Below are 13,748 nucleotides of genomic sequence, written 5' to 3' on the forward strand. Positions count from 1 at the left end.
TCGGGCACAGGGGCGGTGTGACCGACACCGCCGACGCATCGGCGGTCCGCCACGCTCAGAACAGCGCTTCGGCCGACGCGACGGTCCGCCCGCCGACTCGTCCTCCGCTGACTTCGACGATCGGCGCGGTGTAGCCGCGCTGACGCAGCGAGACCGGTCCCAGGCGCCACGGCTGATGGATGTGCGCCGGGTCCGTAAGGTCGGCGAGTTCGGGGACGTAACGGCGCACGTACTCCCCAGTGGGGTCGTAGCGCGCAGCTTGGCGCAGTGGGTTCAGCACGCGGTTCGGACGGGTGTCCATGCCGGTTCCGGCCACCCACTGCCAGTTCAGGACGTTGTTGGCGACGTCGGCGTCGAGCAGGTGGAGCGCGAAGTGTGCGGCGCCGAGCCGCCAGTCGATCCCCAGCGTCTTGCCCAGGAAGCCGGCGGTGATCAGCCGGGCCCGGTTGTGCATCCAGCCCTCGGCCGCCAGCTGCCGCATCCCGGCGTCCACGATGGGGATGCCGGTTCTGCCCTCGGCCCAACTGGCAAGTGCTTCCGGGTCTTCGGCCCACTCACCGCGCGGCCGCAGGTCTGTGTGGACCGCGTCGGGACGCGCCGCGAGGACCTGGTGGTGGAAGTCGCGCCAGCACAGCTGCCGCAGGAACGCCAGCGGGCCCGGACCTGGATGATCACGGCCCGCACGCGCCGCGAGTCCGGTCGCGGACAGGCAGCCGAAGTGCAGGTATGGCGACAGTTTCGAGGTGGCGTCGGCAGCGAGGTCATCGTGGATTTCTTCGTAGCGCTCCACGGTGTGCTCCAGCCACTGCCGGGCCCGCTGCCGACCGACGGTCTCGCCCCCGCGCAACACGCCCGCCCGGACCGGACCGGGGTCTGGCAGCGGCAGCCCGGCGATGTCAGGCACGGTCAGTCGCGGCGTGACGGCCGCGGCACGCAACGGCGCCTCGGCCCAACGCCGCCAGTACGGAGTGAAGACCGAGTAGTAGTCACGGTCAGCAGGCCGTAGTTCGCCGGGCGGCTGGATGGTGTGGATTTGGTCGTGCAAGTGAAGGACCGCGCCCTGGGCCTGTAGCGCCGACGCGAGTCGCCGTTGCCGCGCCTGCGCGTAACCCGTGACATCCCTCGCCAGGTGCACCTCCGTTGCTCCCGTCTCGACAGCCACGCGGCACACCTCGGCGACCACGTCGCCGGTTCGCAGCACCAGCCGGCCCCCGAGGCGGCGCAGCCCGGCGTCCAGGTCGGCCAGCGACTCCTGTAAGAACCGCCGCCGAGGTCCGCTGATCCGCGGCAGAATACTGTCGTCGAGCACGAACAACGGCACGGTATGACCGGCTCCGGACTCTGCCGCGGCGGTGAGGACCGGGTTGTCGTGGACCCGCAGGTCACGGGTGAACAGCGCCACCACCGGCCGGGGCGACGTACCTAGGAGACTTGTCTGGTTCACCGTTCCATTCCAGCCGATCGGACAGCCAGAATCTGGTCGACACCCATGCGCCCCTGCTCAAAAGCGAGCGCGGCGCCGGCCAGATAGAGGAGCCACACCCGGGCGGTCTCGACACCGACCAATTCGACCGCCTGGGGCCAGCGCGCTTCGAGAGTAGCCAGCCATAGCCGTACCGTACGGACGTAGTGCTCGCGCATGGCCTCCACGCCCTCGATGTCTGCTTGCAGATCCGCTACACCGATGGGCCGCACTTCGCATTGCCGAAGCGAGGCAAGATCAGAACCCCGGACCTGATGGACACCTCGACCGCTGCTCTGGCCGACCGCATCGAGGCCTACGGGACCACTGCGATCACCCTGCCATGGGACCACCGGAATGGACCGCGGAAGACGTTCCATCTGGTCTTCACGAACACCAGGGGACGCGCGATCCGCCGCGATCATTTCTCCTGACAAGAAATCGACAAGATCACCGTGGCGACGCAGGACATGCGGCGAGCCGGTCCTAAGCCGGATTCTGTCCTGCGCCCGAAGGCACAGTGGCGACCATCCATCTAGGACGCGCGTTGCCGCGCGCCTCGTGCGGTCTACCCGCAGGCTCGGGCGGACCGCCCTCGAACGCCTGCGCAGGCCCGGTCGCCCGGGCCCTCTTGACCTTGCTCCGGGTGGGGTTTACCTAGCCGCCCGGGTCACCCCGGGCGCTGGTGAGCTCTTACCTCACCGTTTCACCCTTACCCGCCTCACGGCGGGCGGTCTGTTCTCTGTGGCACTGTCCCGCGGGTCACCCCGGGTTGGTGTTGCCAACCACCCTGTCCTATGGAGTCCGGACTTTCCTCGACACCGGTCACCCGATGCCGCGATCGCCTCGCCGACTCGCCGCGCGATCAGTATACGCCGATCAAAGGATCCGCAGTCCCTGCGCGAGTTGGTCGGCGAGCGTGTCCAGCTGGGCGGTGAACGCCCCCGACGCCCACGTCACGTTCAGCACGAGCACGCACTCCCGCTCACGCGGCCGGATGATGTAGACCGAGTTGTTCAGGACGGTCATGGCGCCCTCGGTGTTCCCGTCGGACAGCACGCGCATCTTCAGGCGCGCGGCCGGACCCAGGGGTGTCTCACCGTAGACGACCTCGGGTTCCTCCATCGCCCCCGCCAGCGGCGAGGCGAACCAGTCGACGACCGTGGCGAGCTCGGGCACGTCAGGCTGGCGTTCGCTGGGGACGTAGTCGCGCACCTCGATCCGCGCGACCTCCCCGCCGGTCGGGAACGGCGAGTACCAGAAGGCCAGCGTGGCGCCGCGCTGCTCGGAGTCTGTGCCGGCGGTCAGCAGGACGTCGGCGAACTCGGCGACGTCCTGCGGCGAAGCCTCGTATCCCAGCCGGGCCCGCGCGGCGGACTCGGCCCAGGCGGCGAGATCGCCCGATTCGCCGAGCGGGAGCTGAATGGCCTCGTCGGGAACGGGGAGCCCGAGCTTGGCCCCGGCCAGGGTGCTCATCGCAGCCACCGCAGCGTCGAGGCGATCGACTCGAACAGGCCGTCCAGGGCCTCGGCGAGCTCGACCATCGGCGTGGAGAAGGACAGCACCAGGAAGGCCTCCGAGTACGGGACGGCGAGGTGGAAGTCCAGATGCTCGACCGGCCGGGTGTTCCCCAGCTGCTGCTGCGCGTCGGCCGCCTCACTCCACCGCCGGCGCAGCGCCGGACCGGCGGGGAAGTCGACCATCCGCACGTCGTCGCCGTCGGCCGCGAACGCCGTGGCCAGGTCGTCCAACGGCGGCGGCGTCCGGCCCGGACGCGGCGGGATCAGCGTGACCAACAGGCTCCCCGGCAGCGGCACGGAGGCGGCCTGCATCAGCGACAGGTACAGCTCCAGACCGCCGGCGGCGAGCGCCTGCCGCGCCTGGGCCGCAAGACTCTCGCGCATCTGGGCCTTGAGATGCGGAGCATTGTCGACGCCCTTGAACTGCTTGTCGACGATGCGCGCGATCGAGGCATCCCAGGCCTCCGGGTTCAGGACGATGCGTTCCCAGCCCTCAGGCGTGGCGATGCGGTAATCGCGGGGCGGCGGGAGCTGCTGGTCCTGGACGGGTAAGGCGGTGTCCTCGGTCACTGGTCGGCTTTCTGTGTGAAGACCGTCGCACAGGCGGTCACGGCTGCTTACTTGCGACGGCGGGCGGCGCGCTCGGCTTCTTTCTCTGCCCGTTCGCGTTCTTTCCTCGCCTGCATGAGCCTGTCGATCTCCGCGAGGTCTTCAGGCGTACCGACACGCTTGCCACGTCCGCTTGAGAGGTTCCGGTCCGACAGCCTCCGCTCGTCCGGCGCATAGGTCAGCGAAGCCATGTGGTCTCGCGCGGCCTGCGCTAGCTCCGCCTCCCCGGGGCGCGGCTCACGCCCGAGGAGGTCGGTGTGACAGGCCAACACCGCTTCGGCCATGGCCGAGCCGTTCGGGTTCACGGCCAGCGCGGCCAGCGCGGCCAGCGGGGGCCACGGGTAGCCGGCTTTGCCAATCGCCCGCTTCTGGAAGAACGACATGCTGTCCAGAAGGCGGAGGAGTTCTTGCGGCGTCAGCGGTGCGTCCATGCTGCGATCCTATGAGGTGCGATGATGCAGGTCAGAGATTGGCTAGCGCGTCGAGACCTTCGGCGAGCCCGGGAGCGGCGATGTCGACCGCCGGGATGTTCACGTTCGACAGCCCCGGAAACTGGTGGTCCCAGAACCCGCCGGAGTCGTTGGACCCCAGGAAGTTGTGGCTCTTGAACAGGTTCGGCCCCAAGAAGCCGGGCTCCCACCCGAAATTGGTCGGGATCTGCAGATTCGCCAGACCGAGCCCCAACGGGAACGTCGCGTTGCCCCACCCGGCCAGTTGGAAGCCCCAGTGGGAGTCCTTGACCAGGTTCGGTCCGAAGCCGGCCAGGCCGTTCCATCCGCCACGGGCTACTTGAAAGATGTTCTTTCCTGCCTTGAGAGCTTCGCCGGCCTCACCCCACTCCTTGCCCAAGTCGGTGAGCGGACCGGTGGTCATGCCCTTGAGGAAGTCGGTGACCCCGACCTTGAGAATCCCGCCGGCAGACTTGAGCTCGAACAGGTCCTTCAGGCCGGTGTCGGCGAACTTGAGCGACTTGCTGAGATCCCCGGTGGCCTCGAAGGCCGTATCGAAGACCTTGATGGTGTCTGCGGCCTTCGCCATGCTGCCGATCGCGCGGCCCGCACCGCAAGACAGCAACCCCACAACGTCTATAGCGACGTCGAACCAGTTGCCCTTGCCGTCCAGCGCGGAAATCGTGTCGCACACCAACGCGATCGCACCGGCGATCAAGGCGATCGCCCCCAGCACCTCGCCGAGGATCGGTACCCACGCCAGCGCCAGCGCCAGGATTCCGGCGAAGCCGGCGATCGCCCCGGCGATGTGCCCGATGTCGGCGACCAGGTCCTTCCAGTCGACGTCCCACCAGTGGTGCTTGGGGTTCTTCAGCCCGTCGGTGTTGATGTAGTCGTTGATCTGGCCGGCGACCGCCTTGCCTTCGGAGTCGCGGATGTCGATGGCGTGGTTCAGGTCGTTCGCGGCGTTCTGCAGGTCGCCGTCGGAGGCGGTCTGCTGGTCGGCCAGCTTCGTGGCGGCCGGGCTGGTGTCCGGCTGGCCGTGATTGGCTTGTTTGGCCGCGTTGATCTGCTTCTGCGCGGTCTGCGAGTCCGTGTCGGCGGTCTTGCCGCGGTTCAGCGCGTCCTGCGCCTTGACCTGGGCCAGCTCCAGGGTGGAGGCCCACTCGGTGCCCGAGGGCCAGGAGACCTCGTCGTGCGGGCCGGAGGCGCGGACGTTGGTGCCCAGGGCCTTGGCCGCCTCGTCGTAGCGGCCGAAAGCCTTCTGCAGGAGGCTGGCGGTGTCGCCGACCTTGCCGGCGAACGCGCGGCCGGAGTCGGAGTCCCAGCCCTCGCCGTCGACCAGGTTCCGCAGGTTCGCGGCCTGCTTGTTGATCTCGTCGGCGATGCCCCGCAGCTGCTTGCCGAGCCGGGCGACGTCGGAGGGCTCCCCCGGGATCAGATTGCCCTGGGTGAGGACGGCGCCCTGCCAGTCGAAGCTCTTGGCGTCGATGTGCCCCATGGCTACTTACCCCCGCCGTTTTTATCCGCCTTCGTCAGCACGTCCGCCAAGCTCTTGTCCATGCCGTCCCAATGGTCGGCCGCCTGGGTCGCGGTCGTGGCCAGGGTGTCCAGGCCCTGGGTCAGCTGGTCGCGCTTCTTCGACCAGTCCGAGGCGAAGTTGTGCATCGCGTCGGCGACGTCGCCGGACCCCATGGAGCCGGTGTAGTGGCCGGTGAGGTCCGTCGAGTGCTTGAACTCGTCGCGCAACCGGCCCAGCTGGGTCCCGATGTCGTGCAGCGTCGAGGTGTTTATCTTGATGTGGTCGGCCATCGCGCCCCGTCCCTCCCGTGATACGTCGCAACGGGGCGTTACCTTACTTACCAACCGCGACGAAGGTCACGACCTGGCGGCATATTTGGGACGGCCCGGCCCCGGATCGGGGGTTGACCACGGGGATTCTCAGGGTTCTAACTCGGCTCGCGCTCGCCGCGGCTGCGCTCCACGCAGAACTCGTTGCCCTCCGGGTCGGTCAGGACCGCCCAGCCGGTGCCGTCGGACTTGCGGAAGTCGGCCACGAGGGCGGCGCCGATCGCGAGCAGCCGCTCGACCTCCTCGTCGCGGGTCCGGTCCTGCGGCTGGAGGTCGATGTGCACGCGGTTCTTGACGGACTTCGACTCGGGAACCTGGATGAACAGCAGCTGCGAGCCGATCAGCCCGACCTCGCCGTCGCCGGGCTGGTCCTCGGGATGCACGGTGGTGTCGAACACCTGGGCCCAGAATGACGCCAACTTGTAGGGGTCGGCGCAGTCAACGGTCACGTGGTGGATGAGAGAAGTCATGATCGGATTCTGGTGGCGCACGCACCGGCCGGGCAAGCCCATTGCCGGAGCCCGGGGCGCATTCGCCGGTCTGGGCCCCGTCGGTCTGGGCCCCGTCGGTCCGGGACCCACCGGTCCGGGCCCCGCCAATCAGATCCCCCAGATCCCCGCCGGCCCGCTCGACGCGCCTGGCCTCGAACCACGTACGCCTGCTGGCGAACTCCGTGCGTCAGGTCCCGGGCCCGTGCGCCGAGCCCTGCTCCGGCCTAATCAGGCTGCCGTCCCTGCCACGTCGTGATGCACACCTCGTTCCCCTCGGGATCGGCGAGCACCCAGAACGCCGGCGCCTCCGCGTCGTACGTCAGCCGCCCGCCGGCGGCCAGGCCCGCCGAGATCCGGCGCTGCGCCTCGTCGTGCGGGACGCAGATGTCGAAGTGGACGCGGTTGCGCTGCGGGCGCGGCGCGTCCATCTGCTGGAACCAGATCGCAGGGCCCTGACGCTGCGGGTCGACCAGCGCGTCGGTCGGGCCGGCGGGCAGGACCTCGTCCGCGTAGGCGAACACCGCCTTCCAGAACGGCCGCACCGCCGGGATGTCCAGCGCGTCCACCCCGATCTCCACCAGCTGCACGGCCCGGGAGTCCTCGCCGCCGACGTCCGGCGACGTCTCCAGCCCGACCTCGCGTACCGCCAGCCAGACCCGGCCGGCCAACTCCACGTCGACGTTCGTCACCGCGGCCGCGTCCAGGGACTGGAGCACCAGCACGACCCGGCCGGCCCGCACGTCGAACCACAGGTGGCGATCGGCTTCGGAGGCGCAGGCCTCGACGGCCTTGGCCACGACCTCGCTCGCCTGCGCCAGCGACGTCACCGCGACCGCGGTGCGGAGCGTCCCGAGCAGGTAGCGCCACCCGGTCGCCTCGACCGCTTCGGAGGCCTCGCGGTACCGCAGGACTCGTTCCGCCTCAGCAGCCATCGCTGGTCACCCCTTATCAGCGTTCTCGGATGTCGCGGCAGCGGAACCGTTGTTGCCGCCGCCGCCGTTGTTACCGCTGCCACTGTTGTTGGCACCGCCGACGTTGCTGGCACCGCCGACGTTGCCGGCGCCACCGCCGTTGTTGTTCTTCACCGGCCGATCCCGCACCGTGTACCGCGGATCCGTGGCCTCGAACAGTATCCGCCGCGTCGTCACGTTCGCCTCGGCCAACCGCACCTCGATCTGCTGCCCCAGCGGCAGATCGTGGCCGTCGCACCGGGCCCGCACCGCCGGCTGGGTCAGCTGCACGATCCCGACGTCCGGCTTGCCGTTGTGGTCCCAGTCGATCCGCTCGTTCAGGTCGATGACCACCGCGTCGAACTCCTGGCCGACCTGGTCCTTCAGCAGCATCGTCTCGACCAGGTCCACGCACTCCCGGTCGACCGCCGACCCGCGCCGGTCCGCGCCCTCCATCACCGCCGGCAGCCTCGGCAGCTCCGAGCGTGCCCAGTCCGGCACCTCAGCCCCTCCGCACAGCGCCACACACACCTCGCCCGCGTACCGATCCGCCAGGCGCCGCAAGGGCGCGGTGACGTGCGCGTAGGTCGTGGCCAGCGCCGAGTGGCCGGGCCGCTCGGGCACGCCGCCGTCGAAGGCCGTGTACCCGGCGCCGCGCATCAGCGTCGTGGTCTCCTGCAGGAACGCCGCGTGCGCCGGGATCGCCGGGTCCAGCTTGCGGATCAGCTCGCTGTAGCTGACGCCGTCCGGCCAGCGGATCCTCAGCGCGCGGGCGACCCGGTGCAGCCGGTGGTAGGCGAACTCCGGCGGGTCGGGCATGGTCCGCAGCAGCCCGATCTCGCCGTAGACCATCAGCTCGGCGGCGGCCATGCCGGTCAGCAACGAGATCTGCGCGTTCCAGTTCTCCACCGGCAGCGGTGTGCGGTACTCCAGCGACCAGCTGTCGCCGTCCGCGACCACCACCTGCGCCGGCACGCTCAGGCTTATCCCGCCCCGCTCGGCCTCGCGGTCCTGGCGCAGCGTGCCGATCTCGCGCAGCAGTCGCAGGACCGGGTCGGCCGTTCCGTTGTCGAGCGCGGCCTGGGTGTCCTGGTAGTTCAGCTTGGCCCGGCTGCGCACCCGGGCCCGCCGCACCTCGACGCCGGTGGTGTCGCCGCTGGAGTCCAGATCGATCTGCCACAGCAGCGCCGGGCGGTCCTGGTCCGGCAGCAACGAGGCCGCGCCCTCGGACAGGATCTCCGGGTGCAGCGGCACGCGCATATCCGGCATGTAGTACGTCTCGCCGCGCCGGTGCGTCTCCAGATCGAGCACGCCGCCGGGTTCGACGAACGCCGCGATGTCGGCGATCGCGTAGTGCACCCGGTAGCCGCCGCCCTCGCGCTTCTCCAGGTGCATGGCCTGGTCCAGGTCCATCGACTCCGCCGGGTCCAGGGTGACCAGCGGCAGGTCGGTGGCGTCGGCCGCCGGCATCCGCGGCGCCTTGGCCGCCGCCTCGGCCTCGGCCATGGCCTGCTGCGAATAGGGCCCGGGCAACTGGAGTTCGGCACGGACGGCGTCAAAGCCCGCGCGCAGGTCGGCGGCCGGGACGGCGGCCTCGACGGTGAGCACTCTTTGCGGCATGCCAGCACCTTATGGGGTGCCGGTGGGCCGGTGCACGCGTCCTGCGATCATCATCACGGCCGCGTCGGAGGCGCGGACGCGGCCGTGACGGTGATCGCCCGCGGTCTGGACAAACCTGGACGTCAGTCCTCTGACAAGTCCCCGGCCAGGATCCGGTACAGCGCCTGCCGGGCCCCGACCAGCACCCGCGAGGCCTCGGCCCGCTGGGTTTCGGTCCCGACCTGGATGACCTGCATGTAGGCCATCGCCAGCTGGGCGATGACGTCGCGGATCCGGGTGGCCTCCTCGGAGGGGCCCTCTTCCTCCTCGACGCCCTCCCACGGCGCGGTCCACTCGGCGCGGTGCTCGCGCACGTAGGTGCGCCCCTCATCGGTGAGCGCGAACATCTTGCGCCCCTCCCCCTCGGTGGTCTGGACGATCCCCTCGTCCTCCAACTGCTGAAGCGCCGGATAGACGGACCCGGAGCTGGGCTTCCACGCCCCCTTGGTGCGCTGCTCGATCTCCTGCATCAGCTGGTAGCCGTTGGCCGGCCCCTCGTCGAGCAGGATGAGCACGGTGATGCGCACGTCGCCGCGCCCGGCCCGGCTGCGGCCGCCGTGCCGCCGGCCGCGGCTGTGCGGTCCCGGTGCGCCCGGCGCGCCCGGTCCGCCGAACATCGCGCCGAGGCCGCCGAGGATGTCGAACGGGGTGAACGTGCCGCCGGCGCCGGAGATCGGCGGCAGCGGACCGCCCGGCGGCATCGGGGGCATGGGCGGCAGCGGCGGGGCGCCGGGCGAAGTCCAGCTGAAGCCGCCGCGACCGCCACTGCCGCGCCGGGGGCCCCGGCGATCGTCGCGCTCACCGCGGCGGCCGTCCCGCTCCTCGCGGTGCCGGGCCCGCTCCTCGGTGTGCTCGCGGACCGCCTGATCGCGGATCTCGTCTTGGATCTGCTGCTTGCGGTCCCGCTCGCGCTGGCCCAGGGCCTGTTCGAGCTTGTGGTTCCTGGCCTCCAGCGCCTCGAGCTTCGCGCGCAGCTTCTGCTCGGGGCTGATGTCGTCGCCGCCGTTGCTATCGCTGTTGTCGTCGCCGTTGTTGCCGCTGACGCTGTCGTTGACGTCGTCGCTGATGTCGTCGCCATCGTTCCGGTCGTCCCGGATCTGCTGGTCGTCCTGCTCCTCGGCCATCGCGGCCTCCACTCCCACTATCGGCGACTGTCGTCGCCTCTCAACGATATGACGGACCATCCGGTGGCGCAGCCAGCGGCAGCACCGGCAGGCAGCGCAGGCGGTCCCGGTCGAAACCGTCCCCGCGGCTGCTGAACCGCCGCTCCCGCTGCCGCTCGCGCCGCCGGATCTCCTGTTCGATCTCCTTGGCCGCCCGCGTCCGGCGCTCGGTGCGCCGCCATCCCCGACAGTCGGCGATCGGCCGCTGGTCCTCGTTCATCACGATCTCCCCTTCGATGGAACGACTTCCGGTGTTGTTCTTCGATAGCTCAACGATATATCGGTAACTGTCGTTCGGCAAGCCCGGCGCACAGATCCGTGGAAGGTCTGGGGGAAGACCTGGGGAAGGTCTGGGGAAGGTCTGGGGAAACCGGTTCGGGGGAACCGCCGGGCAGCAGACCCCGGAGCGGTCCGGATGCGGGAGAATGATCGCCGTGCTGATCCTGCTCCCGCCCTCCGAAGGCAAGGCCCCGGCCGGTGACGGCCCGGCGGTCGACCTGGCCGCGCTGGCCCTCCCGCAGCTGGCCAAGACCCGCAAAGCCCTGATGGCCGAGCTGGCCCGGGTGGCCAGGGGCCGCCAGGCGACGGCGCTGGAAGTGCTGGGGCTCTCGCCGAACCAGGCAGCGGAGTTGGAGGCGGACAAGCAACTGGCGACCGCGCCGACGTTGCCGGCCGCCGACCGCTACACCGGCGTGCTCTACGACGCCCTGGACCTGCCGGGCCTGCGGCGCGACGACCCGGCGGCCTTCGAGCGCGCCGAAGCCCGGGTACTGACGTTCTCCGGCCTGTGGGGCGTGGTGCGGCCGACCGACGCGATCCCCGCCTACCGCTGCTCCGGCGGCGTGACGCTGCCCAAGGCCGGCCCGGTGGCCAAGCTGTGGCGGACCGCGCTGACCCCGGCGCTGGCCCCGGCGGTGGCGTCCGGGCTGGTGGTGGATCTGCGGTCGTCGATGTATGCCGGGATGTGGAAGGCCCCGGCCTCGGCCGCCGAGCGCACCGCGACCGTGCGGGTACTGCACGAGCGGATCGTGGACGGCGTGCCGAAACGCAGTGTCGTGAGCCACTTCAACAAGGCGACGAAGGGCCGGCTGGCCCGGGCGCTGCTGGTCGGCGACGTGGTGGTCGACACCCCCAAGGAACTCGCCGAGGCGTTGCAGGACCTGGGGCTGCGGACCGAGACCGCGGCGCCGTCCAGGCCCGGGACGGCCTGGACGATCGATGTCGTGGTGGACTCGGTGAGCTGAAGGCTCAGTTGCCTGAGCCTCGTTTTCCTCTGAGGCTCAGTTGCCTGAGGAAGAGCTGCTGGTCGTGGCACCGCTGGTGGTCGAGCTGCTCGTCGACGAGCTGCCGCCGCCACCGCACAACGTGCTCAGCGGCTTCGAGGCGTCGGTGACCTTGGCCAGATCGGCCTCGGTGGAGTCGTGGTTGGCGGCGTCGGAACCGACCGTCAGGTAGTCCGCGGAGACCTTCTCCAGCGCCGACTTCAGATCCGAGTTCTTCGTGTCCTTGGCCTGCGTGCGCAGGGCGTATCCGGCGTTGCGGTAGTCCTGTGCGGTGCGCGAGGCGGAGTCCTTGTGCTCCGGCAGCTTCTCCTGCAGCGTCGACAGCGCGTCGCGGACGTCGCCGCACACGGTGTGGTCGACGTCGGAGGGCGTCGGGGTCGGCGTGGCCGACGTGGAAGGCGCGGTGGCGCTGGCGCTGGGGGTCGTGCTGGACGCGGCCGAGGGCGTCGGGGAGGAGGACAGCGGGCGGGACGCGGCAGCGTTCTTCGGCTGCACCGTCACCGAGCAGCCGGCCAGGGCGGCGACCGCGGCCACGGCTATCACGGCGACCCGGACGGCACCGGTCCGCCCGGCGCCGGTTTCATCCCCGTTCTCGTGTCCCGCGCGCCGCGGGCCCATCCGTTCCATGAGGCCGGAGTCTATCCACGATCACCGCCCCGTGAAGCAGGCCCCGGAAGATCCGTTCGGCCTGTCCTCAACCGGTCAGATGCGCGGTGTCGTTGAACAGGCGCATGCTGCCGCGCCCGTCCGCGTAGCAGGCGAGGACGGACAGCGAGGCCGCTGAGAGTTCCATGGCGTACAGGGCTTCCAGCGGGGCGCCGAGCGCGTCCCGGATCAGGGTTTTGATAGGGGTCACGTGCGAGACGACCAGGACGGTGCGGCGCGCGTACCGCTCCAGCAGGGCGGCGCGCGCCGCCAGGACCCGCTCGGTCACGGCGTCGAAGGACTCCCCGCCGGGCGGGGCGACGGCCGTGGACGCCAGCCAGGCCCGGTGCTCGGCGGGCCAGCGTTCGCGCACCTCGGCGAAGCTGTGGCCGTCCCAGAGCCCGAAGTCGGTCTCGCGGAAGCCGGGGTCGAGCTCGACCGGCAGGCCGACGGCGTCGGCGACGGCTTGCGCGGTCTGCACGGTGCGCTGCAACGGCGAGGCGACGACGGCGTCGATCGCGTGGCCGGCGTGGCCGGCGTCGATACCGCCTTGCGCTGCCAGCCGCCGGGCCACGGCGTCGACCTGGCCGAGGCCGACTGCGGACAGCTCCGGGTCGCCGACACCGGAGAAGCGCCGCTCGGCGGTGAGCGCGGTGGCCCCGTGCCGGAGCAGCACGAGGGTGGTCGGCGGGCCGAGGTCGGGGGCCGGGGACCAGCTCGGCTGGGACCGCGAGTCGGTTCCGACCCCGCCGACGCCGCCGACATCGCCGCCGGTCGAGCCGCCCGAACCACCTGAACCGCCCGAACCCTCCGCGCGCGCCATCGCCGGACTACAGCCCGGAGTCCGGGACGCGCACCAGGATGCGACCGCACGCCTCGTGCCGCACGACCTCGTCGGCCGGCTTCGCCTTTATCCCGTTGACCTCGCTGATGTCCAGCTCCAGCTGGCAGCCCTCGCACCGGCGGCGGCGCAGGGCCGCGGCGCCGACGCCGAACTCGGCCGCGCGGATCCGCTCATAGAGCGCCAGCAGGTCCTCGGGCAGGACGCCGGCGATGGTGCCGCGCTCGGCGGTGACCGCGGCGACGTCCCGGTCGACCTCCCCGGTGGCCTTGGCGATGGCGGCGGCCACCTCGTCGCGCCGGGTCTGCGCCTCGTCGCGCTGGACCGTCATCTCGGTGACCCGGTTCTGCGCGGTCTCGCGCCGCTCCATAACCTCCAGGACCACGTCCTCCAGATCGGACTGGCGCTTGGCCAGGGTCTCCAGCTCGTGCTGGATGTTCTCCAGGTCCTTGGCCGAGCCGCGGCCGGACTGCAGCATCTGCCGGTCCCGGGCGGCGCGGTTCACCACCTGCTCGACGTCGGCCTCGGCCTTCTTCTGCTCGCGCGCCACGTCGCCCTCGGCGGTCTGGGCGGCGATCAGGACGTCGCGCAGGTCCGCCAGGCGCTGGTCCACCTTCTCGGCCTCGGCCAGCTCCGGCAGGGTGCGGCGCTTGTGCTCCAGCTGCGCCAGCCGGGTGTCCAGACCTTGCAGGTCCAGCAGGCGGAGTTGGTCGGCGGGGTTCGCGTTCAGGGCAGTGCCTCTCTCTTGACTTGTTTTTCTTGATCTGTACATGTCCGGGTGAATCTGTCCCGGGCTGCTGACCCGCGGGGCTGCCGGGTCGGCTC

Annotated in this window: 16 protein-coding genes and 1 other RNA gene; 1 reads left to right on the top strand and 16 read right to left on the bottom strand. The window is 70.7% G+C overall.

Annotated features, from left to right (window positions below):
• Positions 1 to 55: 55 nt before the first annotated feature.
• From KGQ19_RS17635 to KGQ19_RS17695, 13 genes are all read right to left on the bottom strand, one after another.
• Positions 56 to 1,444, bottom strand: a complete 1,389-nt coding sequence (locus tag KGQ19_RS17635) for a cryptochrome/photolyase family protein (protein WP_307856440.1) — start codon at positions 1,442 to 1,444, stop codon at positions 56 to 58.
• Entirely contained in the window at positions 1,441 to 1,887 is a 447-nt protein-coding gene (locus tag KGQ19_RS53440; RefSeq protein ID WP_212010269.1) for a class I SAM-dependent methyltransferase, read from the bottom strand. The genes KGQ19_RS17635 and KGQ19_RS53440 overlap by 4 nt, the downstream gene beginning before the upstream one ends.
• 47 nt (positions 1,888 to 1,934) lie before the next feature.
• Positions 1,935 to 2,319, bottom strand: an RNA gene (gene rnpB / locus KGQ19_RS17645) — RNase P RNA component class A.
• Between the two features lie 22 nt (positions 2,320 to 2,341).
• Positions 2,342 to 2,938 carry a hypothetical protein gene (locus tag KGQ19_RS17650; protein WP_212010270.1) on the bottom strand — a complete coding sequence of 199 codons (597 nt, stop codon included), beginning with the start codon at positions 2,936 to 2,938 and terminating at the stop codon, positions 2,342 to 2,344.
• A complete protein-coding gene (locus KGQ19_RS17655; protein WP_212010271.1) occupies positions 2,935 to 3,552 on the bottom strand; it encodes a hypothetical protein in 618 nt (205 codons plus the stop codon). Before KGQ19_RS17655 ends, KGQ19_RS17650 begins: the two co-directional genes overlap by 4 nt.
• A 47-nt stretch (positions 3,553 to 3,599) precedes the next feature.
• Positions 3,600 to 4,022: a hypothetical protein gene (locus KGQ19_RS17660; protein WP_212010272.1), complete on the bottom strand. Its 423-nt coding sequence runs from the start codon at positions 4,020 to 4,022 to the stop codon at positions 3,600 to 3,602.
• 31 nt (positions 4,023 to 4,053) lie between these two features.
• On the bottom strand, positions 4,054 to 5,541 hold the full coding sequence (locus KGQ19_RS17665; RefSeq protein ID WP_212010273.1) for a putative T7SS-secreted protein: 1,488 nt from the start codon (positions 5,539 to 5,541) through the stop codon (positions 4,054 to 4,056).
• Between the two features lie 2 nt (positions 5,542 to 5,543).
• Entirely contained in the window at positions 5,544 to 5,852 is a 309-nt protein-coding gene (locus KGQ19_RS17670) for a hypothetical protein (RefSeq protein ID WP_212010274.1), read from the bottom strand.
• A 137-nt stretch (positions 5,853 to 5,989) separates the two neighbouring features.
• Positions 5,990 to 6,361 (bottom strand): VOC family protein, encoded by a 372-nt coding sequence (locus KGQ19_RS17675; RefSeq protein ID WP_212010275.1) that lies wholly within the window; start codon positions 6,359 to 6,361, stop codon positions 5,990 to 5,992.
• 245 nt (positions 6,362 to 6,606) lie between these two features.
• Entirely contained in the window at positions 6,607 to 7,314 is a 708-nt protein-coding gene (locus KGQ19_RS17680) for a 4a-hydroxytetrahydrobiopterin dehydratase family protein (protein ID WP_212010276.1), read from the bottom strand.
• A gap of 6 nt (positions 7,315 to 7,320) precedes the next feature.
• Positions 7,321 to 8,952 carry an RNB domain-containing ribonuclease gene (locus tag KGQ19_RS17685; RefSeq protein WP_230418823.1) on the bottom strand — a complete coding sequence of 544 codons (1,632 nt, stop codon included), beginning with the start codon at positions 8,950 to 8,952 and terminating at the stop codon, positions 7,321 to 7,323.
• 122 nt (positions 8,953 to 9,074) lie between these two features.
• Entirely contained in the window at positions 9,075 to 10,115 is a 1,041-nt protein-coding gene (locus tag KGQ19_RS17690; protein ID WP_212010277.1) for a PadR family transcriptional regulator, read from the bottom strand.
• A gap of 40 nt (positions 10,116 to 10,155) precedes the next feature.
• Positions 10,156 to 10,455 (bottom strand): hypothetical protein, encoded by a 300-nt coding sequence (locus tag KGQ19_RS17695; RefSeq protein ID WP_212010278.1) that lies wholly within the window; start codon positions 10,453 to 10,455, stop codon positions 10,156 to 10,158.
• Positions 10,456 to 10,588: 133 nt separating this feature from the next.
• Between KGQ19_RS17695 and yaaA the strand changes: the two genes are divergently transcribed.
• Positions 10,589 to 11,398 carry a peroxide stress protein YaaA gene (yaaA, locus tag KGQ19_RS17700; protein ID WP_368862118.1) on the top strand — a complete coding sequence of 270 codons (810 nt, stop codon included), beginning with the start codon at positions 10,589 to 10,591 and terminating at the stop codon, positions 11,396 to 11,398.
• A 36-nt stretch (positions 11,399 to 11,434) separates the two neighbouring features.
• On the opposite strand, the gene KGQ19_RS17705 is transcribed toward yaaA, so the two are convergent.
• The 3 genes from KGQ19_RS17705 to KGQ19_RS17715 all read right to left on the bottom strand — a co-directional run bounded on the left by KGQ19_RS17705 (position 11,435) and on the right by KGQ19_RS17715 (position 13,695).
• Complete coding sequence (locus tag KGQ19_RS17705; protein ID WP_212010280.1) at positions 11,435 to 12,064, bottom strand: hypothetical protein; 630 nt, start codon at positions 12,062 to 12,064, stop codon at positions 11,435 to 11,437.
• A gap of 67 nt (positions 12,065 to 12,131) precedes the next feature.
• Positions 12,132 to 12,905, bottom strand: coding sequence for a histidine phosphatase family protein (locus KGQ19_RS17710; RefSeq protein WP_230418824.1), 774 nt, complete (start codon positions 12,903 to 12,905; stop codon positions 12,132 to 12,134).
• A 7-nt stretch (positions 12,906 to 12,912) separates the two neighbouring features.
• Positions 12,913 to 13,695, bottom strand: coding sequence for a zinc ribbon domain-containing protein (locus KGQ19_RS17715; RefSeq protein WP_212010281.1), 783 nt, complete (start codon positions 13,693 to 13,695; stop codon positions 12,913 to 12,915).
• Positions 13,696 to 13,748: the final 53 nt, after the last annotated feature.

Origin of the sequence: Catenulispora pinistramenti, assembly GCF_018274385.1 — a bacterium.
Lineage (GTDB): Bacteria > Actinomycetota > Actinomycetes > Streptomycetales > Catenulisporaceae > Catenulispora > Catenulispora pinistramenti.